Below are 20,046 nucleotides of genomic sequence, written 5' to 3'. Positions count from 1 at the left end.
GCAGCTGATTGTGATGTACAAATATTATCAGTTGCCTTCTAATCTAGGACCGCTCCCGATGTCCCAGCAAGTCGCACCCCGAGCCACCGGCACCACAGGCACCCCCCGACCGCCGCACAAGCACGCCCTGGACGTGGCCCACCCGCCCCCCGGCCCCGGAAACACACGCGCCGTCCTGCTCCCCGTCGCGGTCGTGCTCCTCATCGGCACCGTGTTCGTCAGCGTCTACCTCGCCGCCTTCCACGCCCCGCGCCCGCACCAACTCCGCGTCGGCACAACGGAGATAGGCACCGCACAGGCCCACCTGAACCAGGACCTGGAGCGCCTCGCCCCGGGCGGCTTCGCCGTCGAGACCTACCCCGACGAGTCCGCCGCCCGGAACGCCGTACAGGACAGGAAGGTCTACGCCGCCTACCTCGGCGACGGCAAGCTCCTCTACGGCAGCGCGAACGGCGCCGCCGTCACCGCGACCGTGACCACCGCCTTCGGCTCCGTCGCCCATGCCGAGCACCACGAACTCGCCGTCGAGGATGTGGCCCCGGCCGCGGCCGGCGACACCCGCGGCCTCTCCGTCTTCTACGCGGCCTTCGGTCTGGTCCTCGCGGGCTACCTCTTCGGTATGACCACCTACCAGCTCGCGCCCCGCCTCCAGTACCGCTGGCGGATGGCCAGCCTGGCCCTGTTCGGCATCGTCGGCGGACTGCTGATCGCGACCATCGCCGGGAGCACCGGGTTCGGCGCGCTGCCCGGCTCCTTCGTGCCGCTCGTCACGGTCATCGCGCTGATGGGCGCGGCGGTCGGCGGTACGACCATGGTGCTGCTACGGCTGTTCGGCTCGGCCGGCGTCAGCCTCGCCTCGATCCTCATGCTGATCCTCGGCAACAGCAGCAGCGGCGGCATCATGCCCGCGGCCTATCTGCCCGGCTGGCTGCGCCCGCTCTCCGAGATCCTGCCGGTCGGAGTCGGCGTCCGCGCGATGCAGGGCCTGTCGCGCTTCCAGAACGACGGCCTCGTCCGCGCCCTGGTGATCCTCCCGGTGTGGATACTCGGCGCCGCCCTCGTCCTCTACCTCAAGGACGTGTACCGCCGCGGCACCCCGTCCCCCGAACGGGCCCCTGTGCCCGCGTGAAGCGGTCAACGACGGGACCGGCGCCGTCGGCTCAGCCGCCTGTTCGCCTTACAGGGCCGGATGCGCTTCGGGAACGCCGAACCGATGACCGGACCCGAGGAGATAGCGGCCGGCATCGGCGGCTTCTTCAGCACCATCAAGGGGCTGCGCCACAACGTCGTCCGTGAGTGGTACACCGGCGCCGACGCCATCGTCGAGGAGACGGTCGACTACTTCCGGCTGACCGGCGACACCGTCACCGTCCCCGCCGTCACCATGTGGCACGTCGACGAGACCGGCCTCATCGACGACTTCCGCGTCTACGTCGACCTCGCCCCGCTCTCCGCCTGAACCCCGCAGGACAGCGCGGTGCGGTGGGTGAAGTCCCGTACGCCTCCAGGACTTTGCCCGCTCTTTACAACCCGCCCTCCCGCCGCCTCGTCTCTCCGCTCGATCCGCGACCCGCCCCGCCGGTGCACCACCGGCGGACCCGGCGGGCCGACAGACGAGAGAGAGCGATTCATGCGCCGAACTGTCCTCAGCGCCATGGCACTCGCGTGCGGCGCCGTACTGGCGAGCACCGTGCCCGCGTTCGCCCACGGGGCATCCGCGTCGCCCACCCGCGCCGCGACCGCCGCGCCGAGCCCCGTCCCCAGCGCCACCGCCGAGCCCACCCGCAGCCCGAGCACCGCGCCCTCCGCCGAACCGACCGTGGCGCCGAGCCAGGTCGCCACCGTTCCCCGCGGCGCCCCGGACACCGGTGTCGCGCCGGTGTCGAAGTCGTCCGACCTGTCGACCACGCTGATCGGCGGGGGAGCCGCCGCGGCCGTCGTCGGTGGCGGCGCCTTCGTCGTCGTACGGCGCCGGAGGGCGACCGGGGCATGACCTCGCTCTCCAGGCGCGCCTTCGTCACGGCCTCGACGGCGGCCCTGCTCACCGGCTGCGGCGGCGGAAACGGGACCGCCCCGGCCGCGAACTCCTCCGCGAACTCCTCTGCGAATCAAGGGAGTTCGGGGCAGGGAAGTTCGCAGCAGGGGAGTCCGACGCCTTCGGCGGGTTCCGGCGCCAAGGTGGTGCACGCCCTGGCGCGGTCCGTCCCGGTCACCCTGCGCGTCCCGGCCATCGGGGTCGACACCCCGGTCATGCGGCTGGGGCTGGCCTCGGACGGCACCGTCCAGGTGCCGCCGATCACGGCGCACGACCGGGCGGGCTGGTACCGGTACTCGCCGACTCCCGGCGCGACCGGGCCGTCGGTGATCCTCGGGCATGTGACGGTCGGCGCGTACGGGGACGGGGTCTTCCGCCACCTCGCGCGGCTGCGCGCGGGGAACCGGATCGACGTGGTCCTGGAGAACGGCACGACGGCCGTGTTCGCGGTCACCGCCGTACGGACGGTCGCCAAGGCCGACTTCCCGTCGGACAAGGTGTACGGGAACGTGGACCGCCCCGAACTGCGGCTCATCACCTGCGGCGGGACCCGTACCGGTACGGGCTACCTCGACAACGTGATCGTCTTCGCGGCACTGACCGCCGCGAGCCCCTGATCCGGTCCGGATCCCGGACCGCCGGAACCCCCGCCGGCGGTCCGGGGTCTTCCTCCGTGAACCTCACCACCCCCTACGGAGCATGTTGAAACGGTCCAGCGAGAGGGCAGCGTCCGAACTGTTCGCCGCCGTCTACCCGCGCCTCGCCGGCTGGTGCCGCCGGCTCGTCGACGACGACGAGACGGCCCACGAGATCGCCTCCGAGGCCTTCACCCGGCTCTGGGCCCGCTGGACGAAGGTCGCGGAACCGCGCGGCTTCCTCTACGTCACCGCGGCCAACCTCGTCCGGGACCACTGGCGCAAACTGGAGCGCGAACGCCGGGCCGTGCGCCGCGCCACCACCGAGGAAGCGATACGACCGCCCACCGAACAGACCGACCCGTCCGTACGGCTGCTCGTCCAGTCGCTGCCGGAACGACTGCGCGTCCCGATCCTCCTGCACTACTACGCCGACATGCCGATCCGGGAGGTGTCCGTGCTGACCGGGCGCAAGGAAGGAACCATCAAGGCCGACCTCCACGCGGCCCGCGAACTGCTCCGAGCCCATCTGAGGAGAAGCCTTGACCACACACTTTGACGAGGAGGACGAGGGGCGTGAGCCCGACTTCGCCCTCGACGACCCCCTCACGGTCATCCTGCGGCCCTCCTCCGCCGAGTACCTGGGCCCGCCCCCCGGCCGCTACGAGTCGATCCGCCGTGGCGCGCACCGCCGCCGCCTGCTCCGCGCGGCGGCCGGGGCCGGCGCGACCTGCGCGGTCCTCGTCCTCGCCGCCCTCCCGTTCCGCCTGGCCCACCACGACACCCCCGTGACCCCCACGGTCCCCCTCGCCCCACCCCCCGCGAGCAGCAGTCCTACGACCGGCAGGCCTACGACTGCGCCCACCCGGCCCGCCACCAAGGCACCCACCCCCAGCGCGGACCCGAGCCACGCGAGCGTCCCGACCATGGAACCGTCCACGGCCCCCTCGGCACAGACCTCGGCCTCACCCACGTCCCGTACCGTCGCCCCCTCGGCCGTACCGACCCGCACGCGGTAACTCCCGCGCTCACAGGGGCAATTGCAGCCAATCGTGTCGCGCATCTTGCCGACAATATTGCCAAGCGGTTACACAAGTGAGTCATGGGAAGGACGACGACACTCCGCAGCAGAGTCCGCACCATCCTGGCAACCGTGAGCGTGCTCGGCCTCGGGCTTCTGTCCCCGATCGCCGTACACGCACTGAAGTCCCCTCCCGCACAAGGGAGTTCGCAACGCACATCGCTGGTGGTCCCCACCGCCTCCGGCAGGGTGAAGGGACAGGCGCAGACCGGATACGACGCCTGGCTCGGCATCCCGTACGCCGCCGCCCCCACCGCCGCCGACCGCTGGACGGCCCCTCGGCCGGCCGCTTCCTGGACGGGCGTCCGCGACGCCACCCGCTTCTCCGACCGCTGCGCCCAGCCCTCCGGCTGGGACCCCGGCTACGAGAAGGCGATCACCACCGAGGACTGCCTCGGCCTCAACGTCTATGCCCCGCAAGGGAGTAGGGCCGACGCCCCGGTCGTGGTCTGGATCCACGGCGGCGGCTTCTTCGGCGGCGCGGGCCAGGACACCAACCCACGCAAGTTCGTCCAGCAGACCGGCGCGGTCGTGGTCACCGTCAACTACCGCCTGGGCCCGCTCGGTTACCTCAACCTCCCCGAACTGCGGGCCGAGAACGCCAACGGGGCCGGAAACTACGGCCTGTTGGACCAACAGGCGGCGCTGCGCTGGGTGCGGTCCAACATCGGGCACTTCGGCGGCGACGCCAAGAACGTCACCATCGCGGGCCAGTCCGCGGGCGGCAGTTCGGTCTGCGACCAGCTCGCCTCACCCACCGCCAAGGGCCTGTTCGCCCGCGCGGTCGTCATGAGCGGCAGCTGCGGCCTCCAGTCTGCGGCGGCCGGTGAGACCCAGAGCCGGGCCTTCGTCCAGGAGATCGGCTGCGCCACCGCCCCCGATGTCCTCGCCTGTCTGCGCGCCAAGCCCGCCACCGCGATCGTCGCCGCCCAGCTCAAGGCCCCCGTCCGCCCGTCCCTCGGCGGGACCGCCTTCCCGACCGACCCGGCAACGGCCGTACAGACCGGCGCCTTCACCAAGGTCCCGGTCATGCTGGGCCAGACCAACAGCGAACGCGGCCTGTTCACCTTCCAGAACTACGACTACCTCGGCACACCGATGACCGCCGACCAGTACACCCAGGCCGTGAAGTCGACGTACGGCATGAACGCGGACAAGGTCCTCGCCGAGTACCCGCCGACCGCCTACCCCACCCCGGGCCAGGCCTGGACCGCCGTCCAGAACGGCTCGACCTCCTACGACCGCCAACAGCTGATGGCACGGCTGTCGCGCCGGGTGCCGACGTACGCCTACGAGTTCGCCGAGAGCGACACCCCGCACTTCACCTCGATCTACCGACTCCAGCAACAGAGCGCCACGGCCCGCGACTTCCCCTTCGGCGGCGCCATCCACGTCGACGACCTCGGCTACCTCTGGGACTACCTCGGCCAGACCCTGCCCTACGACGACGACCAACTGGAGCTGTCCCGCCAGATGATCACCTTCTGGGACCGCTTCACCACAACCGGCGACCCGAACGGCCCCGGCACCCCGAACTGGCCGAAGTACCGGACACAGACAGGGGAGTTGATGTCCCTGAAGGCCTGCGACACCGCCCCGTCGAGCGACGACCCGCCGGCCGCCTGCTCCAAGGCCACGCACGGCTTCGCCCAGGAACACGACCTGGACTTCTGGGGGAGCCTGGGGGCGCCGAGCACCTGACGAGTCACGGCCGACAGGCGCGGGACCCGTTCCCGTCGCCGCGCACGGGACACGTCACGGCCGCCCCGTGCGCGGCGGCTCGTCGAGTACGCGGCCCACCGCGACGGCGGCCTCCCGTACGGCGGCGCCCAGCCGGTCGTACGGCGTGCTGGTGACCGCCGTGACCGAGACGGCTGCCACCGTGATACCTGCCCTCAACACCGGTGCCGCCAGCGACAGTTCGCCGAGCCGGTACTCCTCGTGCGCGGTGGCCAGGCCCGTCGCGCGGACCCGGGCCAGCTGGGCGCCGAGGGGGCCCGGCGCGGTCAGCGTGTGCGGGGTGTGGCGTGCGACGGAGGCGGGCGGGCCGTGGCCGTGGGCCAGCAGGACCTTGCCGGCCGCCGTCGCGTACAGCGGCAGCCGCTCGCCGCTGACCAGGCACAGCGCCGTACCGTCCGCCGGCACGGCGACGTCGGCGTGCCCGCCGGTGCGCGCGGACAGGGCACGGAGCGCGGGCAGCGCCGCGTCCAGCAGCCCGCGCGGACAGGGCGCCGCCGCGCCGAGCGCCCGGATGCGGGTGCCCAGGCGGTAGGAGCCGTCGGCCGCGCGCTCAAGCCCGCCCCAGGCCACCAGTTCCCGCACCATCCGCAGCGCGGTGGGCACCGGAAGTCCCGTCCGCCGTGCGATGTCCGTCAGCCGCAGGGTGTCCGGTCCGCCCACGAAGGCGTCCAGCACCGAGAAGACCCGCCCGGCCACACTCTCGGCCACTTCGCACCCCACGTTTTCATCCAGTGAAAGCTGGACGTTGCCGCCGCCGGGCACGCCCCGCGAAGGTCAACGCATGACTCTCGACCTCTCTTCCGACGAGCTCCTGTCCACCACCCGGGCCGTCCGCCGCCGCCTGGATCTCACCCGCCCCGTACCCCGTCAACTCCTGGAAGAATGCGTGGACTTGGCGGTCCAGGCGCCGACCGGACGCAACCGCCAGCGCTGGCACTTCGTCATCGTCACCGACCCGGAACGACGAGCCGCCCTCGCCGAGCTGTGGCGGGCCGGGGTGAGCACACCGGGGGTCTCCGCCCCCGTCCCGGAGCGCGACATCCGCCGGGCCGACGTCGCGCACATGGACCGCGTCTTCTCCGGCGCCGCGCACCTCTACGAGCACCTCCACGAGGTCCCGGCGATCGTCGTCCCGTGCGTGGAGGGCCGTACCGACGACGCACCCGTACTCCACCAGGCGGGCACCTGGGGATCCATCCTCCCGGCGGTCTGGAGCTTCATGCTCGCCGCCCGCGCCCGCGGCCTCGGCACCTGCTGGACCACGGGCAACCTCGTCCACGAGAAGGAAACGGCCCGCCTGCTCGGCATCCCCTACACCGACGTGATGCAGACGGCCCTCATCCCCGTCGCACACACCCTCGGCACGGACTTCCGCCCGGCCCGCCGGATCCCTCGCGGGGAGGTGCTGCACTGGGACGAGTGGTGAGGGAGGGGAGGGCCGCGCAGCCATGAAAGGACAGAGCCACCTTCCTGAAGGACATCCGCATCCGGTCGGTCCTGTCTGTCGTCCCTGTCGGTACCGCAGAACGTGCTTGCCCTCGCGGAGTCGCGGTCACTCGCGCCAACTCCCGCCTCGGGGCTGGCTACTTGAGCGCCGCCAGTGCGATCCGCATCGCGACCGCGTTCATCGACTCGCCCTTGGCGTCCGTCGAGTCGACGGAGTAGACGAGGGTGCGGGACAGGTCGCGGGTGGCGAGGACCACGGTGCTGTAGCCGTACCGGGCACCGGACTTGAGCCAGTAGACCTTCCCGCCGTACTCGAAACGCTGGAGCCCGGCGCTGTAGCCGGCGCCCTCGATACCGGCCGGCACCGTGAACATCTCCTGCAGTTGCGGCCCCGGCACGATCCGCCCCCGGAACAGCGCCGTGATCAGCCGTTCCAGGTCGGCGGTCGTCGAGATCATGTCGCCGGCCGCCCACCGGTCCGCCTGGTTCCAGTCGGTGACGTCTACGAACTTCGTTGTGCCGTCGGCCTGTTGGACCACCTGGTAGCCGTGGTTGTGCGGACCCCGGATGCGCGGGTCGGTGCCGGGGAAGTACGTGTCCCGCATGCCCGCAGGGCGCAGCACGAGCCGGTTGGCCTCCGAGGCGTACGAGTGTCCCGTCACCTTCTCGATCAGCAGGCCGAGGATCGTGTAGTTGATGTTGAGGTAGTCCTGCTGCTCACCCGGCCGGAACTCGGGCCCCTTCGCCACCGCCGACGCGACGACCTGCCGGGGTGTGAGCGTGTCGAAGCGGTGCGCGTACTGGTCCTCGAAGGCGTCCCCGAAGCCGTCGCCGGCCTGGATGCCACTCGTGTGATTCAGCAACTGCCGTACGGATATGGGCTCGAAGGCCCGCGTGAGCAGCCCCGGCAGATAGCGCTGGACCGGTGTGTCCAGGTCGACCTTCCCCTGCGCCGCAAGCCGCAGCACGGTTGCCGCCGTCACCACCTTCGTCGTCGAACCGGCCCGGAAACGCGCGTCCGGATCCGCGGCGGCACCGCTCTCCAGATCGTGCACCCCGGCACTCCCGCGCCAGCTCCCGTCCGTCCCTCGCACCCGCACGAGAGCCGCCGTGGCATCCGCGTCCGGCAGCCCGGCGAGCGCGGCCCGCAGCGCCTCGGCGTCCGGACCGGCTGTTCCCTGTACGGCAGTTGAGGGGGAGGAGGGTGCGGCGAACGCGGGTGCGGCCAGGGGTCCTGCCGAGAGGGCGAGGACGAGCGAGGCGGTGAGGACGGTGGTGCGACGGCGGGTGCGCATCGGCTGCTCCTGAGTTCTCCGGTGGCTGTCGGTGATCAGCCTCATCGCATACGGCCCTCCCCGGATCGTCGGCGAGGAGGGCACCCGCCCCTGGCGTCATCCGGACCAACTCCCGTGCAGAACAAGGGGTTTACCAGGGTTGCCCCCTACGGGGTCCAACTCGGCGCCGCAAAAACTGTTATCGCCGAAGCCTTCACCCCGTCTCCCTCTGCGTCCCCCGATTCCTCACGCACCGGAGCCACCCACATGGCAACGAACGCACCCGAGCCGACCAGCGCGGCCAAGCCGACCGGCGCCCGCAAGCCCGCCAACAAGCACCGTCTCACCCGCCGGGGCCTGTTCACGCTCGGCGGCGGCGTCGCGGCGGCGGGAGTCGTCGGCGGTGGGATCGCCGCGTTCTCCGGAGGCGGCGCGGATGCCGCGCAGCCCGGCACGGCCATCGGCACCGCCACCGCCCGGCCGCAGGCCCTGACCCACCCGGGCATGCTGCACAACGCCGGTGACCTGCACCGCGCCAAGGTCCGGATCGCCGCCCACAAGGACCCCTGGCTGAAGGGCTGGACCCGCCTCACCGGCAACCCGCACTCCGCGAGCACGTGGCAGCCCCGCCCGCAGGCCGTCGTCGTACGCGGCGGCACCGGCCAGAACTACGGCATCCTCTACAACGACATCCACGCCGCCTACCAGAACGCCCTGCGCTGGCAGATCGACGGCAGCAAGGCCAACGGCGACACGGCCGTCGCCATCCTCAACGCCTGGTCGGCCACCCTCACTTCGGTCAACGGCAACGCCGACCGCTTCCTGGCCTCCGGCATCTACGGCTACCAGTTCGCCAACGCCGCCGAACTCGTCCGCGACCACCCGGACTTCGAGTTCGCCCGCTTCAAGAAGATGCTGCGCACCGTCTTCACGCCGATGAACACCGGCTTCCTGATCAACCACAACACTGCCAACATCACCAACTACTGGGCGAATTGGGACCTGTGCAACGTCGCCTCCCTCATGGCGACCGGCATCCTGTGCGACGACCGCGCCACCTTCGAACTCGCGGTGACCTATATGAAGTCCGGTGCGGGCAATGGCTCGTTCAAGCACGCCATCCCCTTCGTCTACAGCGGCCAGAACCTCGCCCAGTGGCAGGAGAGCGGCCGCGACCAGGGCCACACCATGATGGGCATGGGCCTCATGGGCGCGATCTGCGAGATGGCCTGGAACCAGGACGTCGACCTTTACGGCTACCTCGACAACCGGTTCATGAAGGCCGCCGAGTACGTCGCCAAGTACAACCTCGGCGCGGCCGTGCCCTTCACGACGTACGCCTGGCGCAGCGGACAGGGCGCCGGACGGTACATGGAGCAGCCTGTGATCTCCGACATAGCCCGGGGGGCCGTTCGCCCGGTTTGGGAGATTCTGCACAACCACTACGCCCGCCGACGGCGCCTGAGCACCCCGTTCATCACCCTCATGGCTGAGAAGGTGCGTGCGGAAGGCGGTGGCGGCGACTACGGGCCCAACAGCGGCGGCTACGACCAACTCGGCTTCGGAACGCTGCTGTACAGCAAGTGAAACCGTCGTACACCGAGTGACATCGAGTGACACCGAGTGACACCGGGGAGGGTGAGAGGCGACATGGACGGACGGCAGTGGCACTCCACCATCGCGGCGGCGCAGGCCGGCGACCGGCGGGCGCTGGACGAACTGGTCGCGGGCTGGCTGCCGTTGGTCTACAACGTGGTCGGCCGCGCCCTCAACGGCCATGCGGACGTGGACGACGTGGTCCAGGAGACGATGCTCCGCGCCGTCGACCACCTGGGCTCGCTCCGCGACCCCGACAGCTTCCGGTCCTGGCTGGTCGCGATCGCCATGCGCCAGATCCGGGACCGGGCCCGCCGCCGCAAGTCCCCCGACCAACTCCCGGACGGGCTGCCGGGCGACGCCGCCGACTTCGCCGAACTGACTGTCCTCCGGCTCCAGTTGGAGGGCCAGCGGCGCGAGGTCGCGGAGGCGGTCCGCTGGCTCGACGACGAGGACCGCCAACTCCTCTCCCTGTGGTGGCTGGAGGTCGGGGGCGAACTCACCCGCCGTGAACTGGCGTCGGCGGTGGGAATCAGCCGCCAGCACGCGGCGGTCCGCGTCCAGCGCATGAAGGAACGCCTGGAGACCGCCCGGGCCATCGTCCGCGCCCTCGACGGCGCCTGCCCCGACCTGCGCGAGGTCACCGCCCGCTGGGACGGCCGCCAGGACTCGGTCTGGCGCAAACGCGTGGCCCGCCACCTGCGAGGCTGCACCTACTGCGGCGACCCCCGCGAGTCCGTCGTACCCGCGGAACGCCTCCTCGTCGGCATCGCCCTGGTCCCCCTCCCGATCGGCTTCACTCTGTCACTGGCCTTCGGAGCGAAGACGGCGGCGGCCGCGACGGGGTTGGCGGGGGCGGCTTTCGCGGCGGGGGCGAGTGGGGCAGGCGGGGCGGCGGGAGCGGCGGGAGCTGCTGGTTTCGCGGGACCGGCTGGGGCGGCGGGTACAGCCGGTTTCGCCGGCTCGGCTGGGGCCTCGGGCGTCGCGGGCGCGGCCGGGACGGCGGGAGCGGCGGGCACCGCGGGTGCCGCAGGTGCGGCCGGTGCTGCGGGTTCGGCGCACGCTGCCGGGGCCGCAGGTGCCGTGGGTTCGGCGGGGGGCGCGGGAGTTTCGGGTGCCGCAGGGTCCGCCGGGGCTGCGGGCGCTGTGCACGGGGCAGGCGCCGTGGGTTCGGCGGGCGCGGCCGGTGCCTCCGGTGCCGTAGGCTCCGCCGGAACCGCCGCCGGTGCGGCCGGTGGGTCCGCCGGGTGGTCGGCCAAGGTGCTCGGGCTGCTGACCAAGCCCGCCGTCGCCGTGACGGCGGGCGCGACGATCGCGGCGGGCGGCGTCTACGTCGCCACCCACACCCCGAACACCCCGCCCCCGAGGGCCCTGACCCCCACGGCGACGGCCGGCACCCTCCGACCCCCGGCCGCCACCGCGACCACCGCACCGCCCTCCCCGTCAGGATCCCCCTCCCCGTCCCCTTCCTCCTCGAAGACGACGACCGGACCGTACGGCTCGGTCGTCGACGCCGTGGACCGGGCCCCGAACCCCCACACCCCACCCGCGTCCCTCCCGCACCGCCCGGCCTCCGGCCTCACCAGCACCGGCGGCGCCCACGCCACCATGAACCACCGCGGGGACAAGGTGACGCTCAGCGGCCAGGGTTACGTCCTCGTCCGCTGGCAGGTCTCACCGCAGTACCGCTCCGGCGCGCTGGTCATGCCGAGTTGGACCGCCCTGAAGGGCAAGCTCTTCCACGTGGCCTCGGGCGGCGGTCGCCGCATGGACGACCCGGTCAGCACCACCGACCCCACCGCCACCGGCATGGGCGACAAGGCCACCGGCTACGACGTCCTGCCCACCGGCACCCAACAGATGTGGCAGAACGAGTACTTCTACGTCGACGGCACCGTCACCCTCACCGTCAACGAACGCGGCGCCGACTACGGCCTGAGCGTCTTCCCCACCACCTGGGATGCCGTGGAGCAGGACATCACCACCGGCCCCGCCCAGGGCGCGACCCGCTACGGCCTGACCCGCGACACCGGAAAGGACAACGCCCCGGTACCCCAGTACGTCACCCGCACCACCCCGGCCGACCCGGCGACGGTGGCTCAGGCCTCCCGGGTCTGACCGTCCCGCGCGCAGTCGTCCTGCGCGGCCATGACCTCGTCCCCGTGCTCGAACGCCCACGCCCCGAACGCATCGATCGGTTCGAGCAACCTCCGCCTCAGCGCGGTGAGTTCGTACTCCACACGCAGCGGCGAACCATCGTAGGACCGTCGCGCCACCAGCCCGTTGAACTCCAGCCGCCGCAGCGTCTCGGTCAGCACCTTCTGACTGATCCCGCCGATCCGCCCACGCAGGTCACCCGGCCGCCGCGGACCGTGCCGCAGCGCCCACAGCACCGTGCCATGCGGATAGGAATCCTTCGGTATAGGCGGAATGGCAGACGCGCTCGGCGCGCAGTGGCTCCGGTCCGGACACGAAGTACTTTTCGGCGGACGGGACTTGACGCGAGCGGAAGCTCTCGCGCGCCGCTGGGACGGCGACCACGGCACCCTCCACCAGGCCGCCGCCATCGGGGCCAACGCCGTACTGATGGCACTGCCGGGGCAGGCGGCGGTCGAGGTCGCCCGCCAACTCCCGTTCATCGGACGCGTGTTGATCGACTGCACGAACCCCGTCGGTGAAGGCTTCCGCCTGCTCACCGCAGGCGGCACCCCCTCCGCGGCCGAACAACTCGCCACCGCCGCAGGCTCCGACGCCCACGTCGTCAAGGCTTTCAACCTCTGCGACGAGGACGTCTGGCGCCTGACACCGCCCGGTGTTCGACGGCCGCCCCCTGGGCGTCCCCCTGAGCGGCGACAACGAGCAAGCCCTCGCGGTCGTACGGCAGTTGGTGCGGGACGTGGGCTGCGAACCCTTCGCGGCGGGGGAGTTGGACCAGGGCGCGGCACTACTGGAGGCGACCGCCGCGCTGCGCATCCGGTTGTGGGTGGGGGAGGGAGTGGACGCTCAATCCGTCGCCCCGCCGGGGGAGTCGGCTGGACCACTGGGCCCAGCCGCCGTCACCCCTTCTTCCTGAGCCCGCACAGGACGCCGACGCGGTTGGTGGTGATCGAGTCGACGCCGAGGTCGAGCAGTCGGCGCATCGAGCGCCGGGTGTCGGGGGTCCAGACCGACAGGAGGCAGCCGTCGCGGTGGACATGGGCGACGAGGTCCCGGTCCACCAGTGTGAAGCGGTAGTTGAGCCAGCGCGGCCGTACCGCTTCCAGCACCGCGGGGCGCGGCGGCGCGAGCGAGGTCCAGGTGAGGGCGATCTCGGCGGACGGGTCGGCCGCGCGCACGGCGAGCATCGTGTCGGCGCCCGCGCAGTAGTACGCCCGGTCGTCCGCCCCGTGCTCGCGGATCACGTCCACGATCCGGCGCGCGGCCCGCGAGTCGGCCGCGCCGGGCAGGTCGATCATCACCCGGCTGCCCTCGGTCGCGGCCAGCGCCTCCACCAGCGTCGGCACCCCGCCGGCCGTGAGCCCGCGCACCTCGTCCACCGACAGCGACTTCAGCGGCCGGTCCACTTCCCACAGCCGCTGCAGCGTCTCGTCGTGCAGCAGCACGGGCACACCGTCACGGGTCACTCGTACGTCGAACTCGACGACGTCCGCGCCCTGTTCGAGCGCGGAACGCAGTGAGTCGAGGGTGTTCTCGCGGGCACAGTAGGGGTCGCCGCGATGGCCCACGGCGGTCACGTTCTCCATGGGCTCATTGTGCTGGTTGTCGCGGGAGTGCCGACCGTCAGGGCGCGAGCCACGCCGAGGTGTAGGTGTCGATCTCCTCGGTGATGCGGGACTTGCCGGCCGCGTCCAGGAAGGAGGCCGCCACGGCGTTCCTCGCGAGGTCGGCGACACCGCGTTCGTCGAGGTCGAGGAGGCGGGCGGCGACCGCGTACTCGTTGTTCAGGTCGGTGCCGAACATCGGCGGGTCGTCGGAGTTGATCGTGACGAGAACCCCCGCCCGGGTGAACTCCTTGATGGGGTGCTCGTCGAGCGTGCGGACCGCGCGGGTGGCGATGTTGGAGGTCGGGCAGACCTCCAGCGCGATGCCGTGCTCGGCGAGATGGGCGAGCAGCTTGGTGTCCTGCGCGGAACTGGTGCCGTGTCCGATGCGCTCGGCGCGCAGGTCGTTGAGCGCGTCCCACACCGTCTCGGGTCCGGTGGTCTCACCGGCGTGCGGCACGGAGCGCAGACCGGCCGCGATGGCTTGGTCGAAGTAGGGCTTGAACTGCGGCCGGGGCACCCCGATCTCCGGCCCGCCGAGCCCGAACGACACCAGCCCCTCCGGGCGCAGCCGGTCGTCGGTGGCCAGCCGCACGGTCTCCGCCGCCGCCTCCAGCCCGGCCTCACCGGGAATGTCGAAGCACCACCGCAGTACGGTCCCGAACTCGGCCTCGGCCGCCTTGCGGGCGTCCTCGATCGCGTCCATGAACGCCCGCTCGTCGATTCCGCGCCGCGTCGAAGAGAACGGCGTGATGGTCAGCTCGGCGTACCGCACCTGCTGCCGGGCCATGTCCCGGGCGACTTCGTACGTCAGCAGCCGCACGTCTTCAGGCGTGCGAATGAGGTCGACCACGGACAGATAGACATCGATGAAGTGCGCGAAGTCCGTGAAGCTGAAGTAGTCGACCAGGGCCTCGGGGTCGGTGGGCACTGTGGAGTCGGAGTGCCGGGCGGCCAGCTCCGAGACGATCCGCGGGGAGGCGGAGCCGACGTGATGAACATGCAGCTCGGCCTTGGGCAGCCCGGCGATGAAGGCATGCAGTTCGCGGGCCGGACCGGCGGCGGGTACGGCGCTGTGGTCGGACAAGGTTCCTCCCCGGAACGGCGCCCCGGGCAGTGCCGTACGGGGCGCGGGTGATCGGCTGATCGATGACTCGGGATCATCGTAGGCCGGGGTGGGAGGAGGCGAGGGCGGGGGCGGAGGCGGGGCGGTTTTGAGTGGGGCTGGTGAGGTGGAGACCGGGGGTATCGGTGGCCGCCCCCGTGGCGGAACTGTCACGTGAACGCTCTAGCATGGTCCGCCTGACGGTCGACCGACGGGGACGGGGACGGGACATGGGGGACCAGACACAGCCGGACGACGGCGCGGGAGCGAACGACGACCCGTGGGCACCCCCGGAGAGCAGGCCGTCACTGGACAAGCGCGCACAGCCGCCTGCCCCCGGACCACAGCCCTACCCGCCCGCCCCCGGCCGGCAGTCGCCCCCGCAGGACCAGCCACCCGCCGCTGCCCAGCCCCAGCAGCCTGCGCCGCAGTCGCCGTCCCTGCACTACCAGCCCACCATGACCGCCCTCCCGTCCGACGGCTTCGCCCCACCTGCCTCCGGCGCACCCGGGACCCCGCCCGCTTCCGGCGCGCCCGGAGTCCCGCACCCTTCCGGCGCGCCCGGCTACGGCCAGCCCAGTACACCCCCAGGCCACCCCGGCAATGTCGGCACACCCCCCGGCCTCCCCAGCTACGGCACCCCCGGTTACGGCCCGCCCAACACCCCCGCCGGACCCGGCATGCCAGGCGCCCCGGGAATGCCCGGCGGCTACGGCTACCCCGGCTACCCCGGCTACCCGCAGGGCTACGGCTGGCCCGGTATGCCGATGGCCCCGCAGAACAACCTGGGCACCGTGGCCCTGGTGCTGGGCATCCTGTCCTGCTGCCTCTTCTGCATCTACGGCATCGTCTCCCTGGTCCTCGGCATCATCGCCGTCGTCCTCGGCGTCAAGGGCAAGAAGCGGGCCGACCGCGGCGAGGCCACGAACCGGGGTCAGGCGCAGGCGGGTCTGATCACGGGCATCGTCGGCATCATCCTCGGCCTCGCCGTGATCGCCCTGCTGGGCATCAGCTTCGCGGCCTACGAGCACGAGCAGGACCGCCAGGACTCCGACTCGACCTCGTCCTACAACTCCGCCCCCAGCCTGCGGTCCCCGATCCTGACCCAGCACTGACCACAACAGCCGCCCCTCCCACACGCCCCCGCGGCTCGCCTCACCGAAGCAGCCCCCGGCCCTCGACGACGGCGAGCCCAGCCGCGGCCGCAGCGCCTTCCCCCGACAGGCCCCCGAGGCGAGCCCGCCGAAGCCGCCCCCAGCCCTCGGCCAACGCGAACCCCAACCGCAGCCGAAGCGCTTTCCCGAACGAACCCCGGGCTCGTCTCGACCTCTAACCTCAGCCCCCGGGACTTCCGTCGGCGCGAACCCAGCTGTGGTCGAAACGCCTTCCCCGACGCGCCCCGCCGCAGCCGCCCCGGCCTTCCACCATCACGCACCGCAACCGCAGCCCCGGGCTCGCCTCGACCTCCAACCTCAGCCGCCCCGGACTTCCGTCGGCGCGAGCCCAAATCGCAACCGCAGCGGGCTCCCCGATACGTCCCCCGGGCTCGCCCCGGCCCTCCTACCGCAGCTGCCCCCGGACTCCCGTCAGCGCGCCCCCGACCCCGGCCGAAGCCCCCTCTCCCAGACACCCCCTCTCCATCAGCGCGAACCCGGCCGCGGCCGAAGTGCCCTCGCCGATAGCCCCCGGGCTTGCCCCGCCCCCTCACCTCAGCCGCCCCCTCCCAGACCCGCCCCCGGCAGGGGTCCCACCCCCTACCCCAACCGCCCCCGCGCCTCCATCAACGCGAACCCCAGCAGATTCGGCCCCCGCCACCGCTCGGGATCCTCGGCCGCCGGGTCGTCCGCGGCCAGGCCGATGCCCCATACCCGGTCCACCGGACTCGCCTCCACCAGCACGCGCTCACCCGTGCCCAGCAGAAACGCCCGCAGCTCCTCGTCCGCGGCGAATTTGTGGACGCTCCCCTCGACGACGATCCCGAACCGCTCCCGCGCCCACGTCTCCTCGTCGAAGCCCCGCACCAGGCGCCCCGCCTTCTTGGCCTGGGAGGGGTGCCCCGCCGCCAGCACCCGCGCGAGAGCGTCCTCGTCGCCGAACAGCCGTGCCTTACCGGCCATCATCCAGTGCTCGGCGGTCGCACAGGTCACCCCGTCCACCGTGAACGGCGACGGCCACCACTGGCTCAGACAGCTCGCGCTCACGTGTCCGTCCGGGCGTGGCCGGTGGCCCCAGAAGTGCAGGTACTTGACCCTGGTCCCGGCGCGCACTTCCCTGATCAGGGCTTCCTGCGAATCGAGCTTCCCCGTGATCCCGTCCATACACGCGAGTCTTGCAGGCACCACTGACACTCCGTCCCCCCTTTTTCCGTACGGACTCGACACCTGGTCGAAGGATTCCGTCGCGTAACCAAAAGGCAACAACGGAATCACTTGTTGGAGTCCCTTTGCTCTGTCAGGATCGGCATTCAAATCGAGCTGGAGCTACGCCACCCGCCAGCGGACGAAGCGGGGCGAAGGCGGAGGAGAGCGACATGCACAACCCGGGCAACGCCACCCCGGAACGATTCCCCGCTCAGGAGTACTTCGCGGACGGCGCGCAGTTCATCGCGGGCCGCCTGACCAAGGGCACCTCGGGCCGTACCCACGCGGTCGTCGACCCCGCCACCGGCGAGGACGTGTACACCTACGAGCTGGCCGGCACGGCGGACGTGGACGCGGCCGTGGCCGCCGCCCGCGCCGCCTTCCCGGGCTGGTCGGGCGCCACCCCCGGCGAGCGCTCCGACGCGCTGCACCGCTTCGCCGCCGTGCTCGCCGAGCGCGCGGACGACTTCGCCCGCGCCGAGTCCCTCCAGTGCGGCAAGCCGCTCAAGCTCACCCGCGAGTTCGACATCCCCGGGACCATCGACAACACGGCCTTCTTCGCCGGTGCCGCACGGCATCTGCAGGGACAGTCCGCCGGTGAGTACTCGGGCGACCACACGTCGTACGTACGCCGTGAACCCATCGGTGTCGTCGGCTCCATCGCGCCCTGGAACTATCCCCTCCAGATGGCCGCCTGGAAGATCCTCCCGGCGATCGCCGCGGGCAACACGATCGTCCTGAAGCCCGCCGAGCTGACCCCGCTCACCTCGTTGATGTTCGCGCAGGCCGCCACCGAGGCCGGCATCCCGGACGGTGTCATCAACATCATCACGGGCACCGGGAAGGAGGCCGGTGAGCATCTCGTCGGGCATCCCGACGTGGCCATGACGTCCTTCACCGGCTCCACCGCCGTAGGAAAGCGGGTCGCCGAGATCGCGACCGCCACCGTGAAGCGCATCCACCTGGAGCTCGGCGGCAAGGCGCCCTTCGTGGTCTTCGACGACGCCGACCTCGAAGCCGCCGTCAACGGAGCCGTCGCCGGTTCCCTCATCAACACCGGGCAGGACTGCACGGCCGCCACGCGCGCGTACGTGCAAAGGCCCCTCTACGAAGCGTTCGTCCAGAAGACCGCCGCCCTCATGGCGAGCGTCCGGGTCGGCGATCCCTTCGCCCCGGGCACCGACCTCGGGCCGCTGATCTCACACGTCCAGCGCGACCGCGTCGCCGGATTCGTCGACCGGGCGCGTGGCTACGCGCGCGTGGTGACCGGCGGCGAGGCTCCTCAGGGAGATCTCAAGAACGGCGCGTACTATCGCCCCACCCTGGTCGCCGACGCCGCCCAGGACAGCGAGATCGTGCAGTCGGAACTCTTCGGCCCGGTGCTCGTCGTGCTCCCCTTCGACACCGACGACGAAGGCATCGCGCTCGCCAACGACACCCCGTACGGACTGGCCGCCTCCGCGTGGAGCCGGGACGTCTACCGGGCGAACCGCGCGACCCGCGAGATCAAGGCCGGCTGCGTGTGGATCAACGACCACATCCCGATCATCAGCGAGATGCCCCACGGCGGCTACAAGGCGTCCGGCTTCGGCAAGGACATGTCCGCCTACTCCTTCGAGGAGTACACCCAGATCAAGCACGTCATGTTCGACAACACCGCGGTGGCAAGGAAGGACTGGCACCGCACGATCTTCGGGGACCGATAGCAGAACTGACGGCCGCCCAAGGCGCCGCCGTCTCCTCCCGAAAGGGCAGCACGCGCATGAAGCAGTACGAGCCCGACCGCCTGACCCCGGCCGAATTGGCCGCCGTCCGGCGCAGCTTCCGCAAGAGCAGGTCCGCGATGACCCGCCGTTCGGTGCTGCGCGCCTCCGCCGGCGGCGCGCTCGCTGTCGGCGGACTCGGGGCCCTGAGCGGCTGCGGGATCCCCGCGGCAGGCAAGACGCAGGGCGGTGTGTCCGCCGACGACCACTCGGCCACCGAGAAGGAGATCGACTTCTCGAACTGGCCCGAGTACATCGACACGGACGACAGCGGCAAGCACCGGCCCACCCTGGACGCGTTCACCAAGCGGACCGGCATCAAGGTCAAGTACACCGAGGACATCAACGACAACGACGAGTTCTTCGGCAAGATCCAGCCGCAGCTCGCCGCCGGCCAGGCCGCCGGCCGCGACCTGATCGTCCTCACCGACTGGCTGGCCGCCCGCATGATCCGCCTGGGCTACGTCCAGAAGCTGGACACGTCCAACCTGCCGCACGCCTACGCCAACCTGTCGGACCAGTTCCGCAGCCCCGACTGGGACCCGGGCCGGGCGTACTCGTACGTCTGGCAGGGCATCTCGACCGTCATCGCCTACAACAAGAAGGCGCTCGAGGGCGTCGAGGTGAAGTCGATCTCGGACCTGCTCGACAACCCCAAGCTCAAGGGCCGCGTCGGCTTCCTCACCGAGATGCGCGACAGCGTCGGCATGACCATGCTCGACATGGGCAAGGACCCGGCGAAGTTCACCACCGACGACTACGACGCGGTCATCGCCCGCCTGCAGAAGGCCGTCGACAAGGGCCAGATCCGCCGCTTCACCGGCAACGACTACACGTCCGACCTCACCAAGGGCGACTTCGCTGCCTGTGTCGCCTGGGGCGGCGACATCGTCCAGCTCCAGTCGGACAACCCGGACGTCGGCTACGTCATCCCCGAGGCCGGCTACATGACGTCGACCGACAACCTGCTGATCCCCAACAAGGCGCGGCACAAGACGAACGCCGAGCGGCTGATCGACTACTACTACGAGCCCGAACCGGCCGCCGAACTCGCCGCCTACGTCAACTACGTCAGCCCGGTCGGGGACGTGAAGCCGTATCTCGCGAAGATCGACAAGTCGGCGGCGAGCAATCCGCTGATCCTTCCCGACAAGGCCATGGCGGCCAAGTCCCACGCCTTCCGCTCCCTGAGCTCGAAGGAAGAGACGGCCTACCAGCAGAAGTTCGCAAAGCTCACAGGGGCGTGACGA

Annotated in this window: 19 protein-coding genes and 2 pseudogenes; 15 read left to right on the top strand and 6 right to left on the bottom strand. The window is 71.3% G+C overall.

Annotated features, from left to right (window positions below):
- The first annotated feature begins 58 nt into the window (after positions 1-58).
- From OH768_RS15345 to OH768_RS15315, 7 genes and pseudogenes are all read left to right on the top strand, one after another.
- Positions 59-1,129, top strand: coding sequence for an ABC transporter permease (locus tag OH768_RS15345; protein WP_406453969.1), 1,071 nt, complete (start codon positions 59-61; stop codon positions 1,127-1,129).
- A gap of 36 nt (positions 1,130-1,165) precedes the next feature.
- A pseudogene (locus OH768_RS15340) lies at positions 1,166-1,459 on the top strand (nuclear transport factor 2 family protein); the annotation flags it as partial.
- Between the two features lie 171 nt (positions 1,460-1,630).
- On the top strand, positions 1,631-1,993 hold the full coding sequence (locus tag OH768_RS15335) for a sortase-dependent protein (protein ID WP_406453967.1): 363 nt from the start codon (positions 1,631-1,633) through the stop codon (positions 1,991-1,993).
- Positions 1,990-2,652 carry a class F sortase gene (locus OH768_RS15330; RefSeq protein WP_406453965.1) on the top strand — a complete coding sequence of 221 codons (663 nt, stop codon included), beginning with the start codon at positions 1,990-1,992 and terminating at the stop codon, positions 2,650-2,652. Before OH768_RS15335 ends, OH768_RS15330 begins: the two co-directional genes overlap by 4 nt.
- Positions 2,653-2,737: 85 nt before the next feature.
- A complete protein-coding gene (locus OH768_RS15325) occupies positions 2,738-3,229 on the top strand; it encodes an RNA polymerase sigma factor (protein ID WP_406465281.1) in 492 nt (163 codons plus the stop codon).
- On the top strand, positions 3,213-3,689 hold the full coding sequence (locus OH768_RS15320) for a hypothetical protein (RefSeq protein WP_406453963.1): 477 nt from the start codon (positions 3,213-3,215) through the stop codon (positions 3,687-3,689). Before OH768_RS15325 ends, OH768_RS15320 begins: the two co-directional genes overlap by 17 nt.
- Positions 3,690-3,823: 134 nt before the next feature.
- Positions 3,824-5,452 (top strand): carboxylesterase/lipase family protein, encoded by a 1,629-nt coding sequence (locus OH768_RS15315; protein WP_406453961.1) that lies wholly within the window; start codon positions 3,824-3,826, stop codon positions 5,450-5,452.
- A gap of 54 nt (positions 5,453-5,506) precedes the next feature.
- Here the strand turns inward: OH768_RS15315 and OH768_RS15310 are convergent, their stop codons facing one another.
- On the bottom strand, positions 5,507-6,199 hold the full coding sequence (locus OH768_RS15310) for an IclR family transcriptional regulator (RefSeq protein WP_406453959.1): 693 nt from the start codon (positions 6,197-6,199) through the stop codon (positions 5,507-5,509).
- A gap of 73 nt (positions 6,200-6,272) precedes the next feature.
- On the opposite strand from OH768_RS15310, the gene OH768_RS15305 reads away from it, so the two are divergent.
- Positions 6,273-6,917, top strand: a complete 645-nt coding sequence (locus OH768_RS15305) for a nitroreductase family protein (RefSeq protein ID WP_406453957.1) — start codon at positions 6,273-6,275, stop codon at positions 6,915-6,917.
- A gap of 157 nt (positions 6,918-7,074) precedes the next feature.
- On the opposite strand, the gene OH768_RS15300 is transcribed toward OH768_RS15305, so the two are convergent.
- Positions 7,075-8,232 carry a serine hydrolase domain-containing protein gene (locus OH768_RS15300; RefSeq protein ID WP_406453955.1) on the bottom strand — a complete coding sequence of 386 codons (1,158 nt, stop codon included), beginning with the start codon at positions 8,230-8,232 and terminating at the stop codon, positions 7,075-7,077.
- Between the two features lie 246 nt (positions 8,233-8,478).
- Between OH768_RS15300 and OH768_RS15295 the strand changes: the two genes are divergently transcribed.
- On the top strand, positions 8,479-9,798 hold the full coding sequence (locus OH768_RS15295) for an alginate lyase family protein (protein WP_406453953.1): 1,320 nt from the start codon (positions 8,479-8,481) through the stop codon (positions 9,796-9,798).
- A gap of 63 nt (positions 9,799-9,861) precedes the next feature.
- Positions 9,862-11,925: an RNA polymerase sigma factor gene (locus OH768_RS15290; RefSeq protein ID WP_406453951.1), complete on the top strand. Its 2,064-nt coding sequence runs from the start codon at positions 9,862-9,864 to the stop codon at positions 11,923-11,925.
- Here OH768_RS15290 and OH768_RS15285 read toward each other — a convergent pair.
- On the bottom strand, positions 11,907-12,239 hold the full coding sequence (locus OH768_RS15285) for a winged helix-turn-helix transcriptional regulator (RefSeq protein WP_406465279.1): 333 nt from the start codon (positions 12,237-12,239) through the stop codon (positions 11,907-11,909). The genes OH768_RS15290 and OH768_RS15285 overlap by 19 nt on opposite strands.
- Here OH768_RS15285 and OH768_RS15280 point away from each other — a divergent pair.
- A pseudogene (locus OH768_RS15280) lies at positions 12,238-12,417 on the top strand (NADP oxidoreductase); the annotation flags it as partial. The gene OH768_RS15285 and the pseudogene OH768_RS15280 overlap by 2 nt on opposite strands.
- Positions 12,418-12,619: 202 nt before the next feature.
- On the top strand, positions 12,620-12,880 hold the full coding sequence (locus tag OH768_RS15275) for a hypothetical protein (protein WP_406453949.1): 261 nt from the start codon (positions 12,620-12,622) through the stop codon (positions 12,878-12,880).
- Here the strand turns inward: OH768_RS15275 and OH768_RS15270 are convergent.
- Positions 12,864-13,550 (bottom strand): glycerophosphodiester phosphodiesterase, encoded by a 687-nt coding sequence (locus OH768_RS15270; RefSeq protein ID WP_406453947.1) that lies wholly within the window; start codon positions 13,548-13,550, stop codon positions 12,864-12,866. The genes OH768_RS15275 and OH768_RS15270 overlap by 17 nt on opposite strands.
- Positions 13,551-13,587: 37 nt before the next feature.
- Positions 13,588-14,655, bottom strand: a complete 1,068-nt coding sequence (locus OH768_RS15265) for an adenosine deaminase (protein ID WP_406453945.1) — start codon at positions 14,653-14,655, stop codon at positions 13,588-13,590.
- Between the two features lie 248 nt (positions 14,656-14,903).
- Here OH768_RS15265 and OH768_RS15260 point away from each other — a divergent pair, with 248 nt between their 5' ends.
- Positions 14,904-15,788: a DUF4190 domain-containing protein gene (locus tag OH768_RS15260; protein WP_406453943.1), complete on the top strand. Its 885-nt coding sequence runs from the start codon at positions 14,904-14,906 to the stop codon at positions 15,786-15,788.
- A 639-nt stretch (positions 15,789-16,427) separates the two neighbouring features.
- Here OH768_RS15260 and OH768_RS15255 read toward each other — a convergent pair.
- Positions 16,428-16,991, bottom strand: coding sequence for an NADAR family protein (locus tag OH768_RS15255; protein WP_406453941.1), 564 nt, complete (start codon positions 16,989-16,991; stop codon positions 16,428-16,430).
- A gap of 212 nt (positions 16,992-17,203) precedes the next feature.
- Here OH768_RS15255 and OH768_RS15250 point away from each other — a divergent pair, with 212 nt between their 5' ends.
- Together OH768_RS15250 and OH768_RS15245 are read left to right on the top strand one after the other, a co-directional pair.
- A complete protein-coding gene (locus OH768_RS15250; RefSeq protein ID WP_406453939.1) occupies positions 17,204-18,739 on the top strand; it encodes a gamma-aminobutyraldehyde dehydrogenase in 1,536 nt (511 codons plus the stop codon).
- Between the two features lie 56 nt (positions 18,740-18,795).
- Positions 18,796-20,043, top strand: coding sequence for a PotD/PotF family extracellular solute-binding protein (locus OH768_RS15245; protein ID WP_406453937.1), 1,248 nt, complete (start codon positions 18,796-18,798; stop codon positions 20,041-20,043).
- Positions 20,044-20,046: the final 3 nt, after the last annotated feature.

Origin of the sequence: Streptomyces sp. NBC_01622 (genome assembly GCF_045209635.1) — a bacterium.
Classification (GTDB): domain Bacteria; phylum Actinomycetota; class Actinomycetes; order Streptomycetales; family Streptomycetaceae; genus Streptomyces.
The sequence above is the reverse complement of the archived record's forward strand: the minus strand, read 5'-3'. Positions and strand labels throughout refer to the sequence as shown.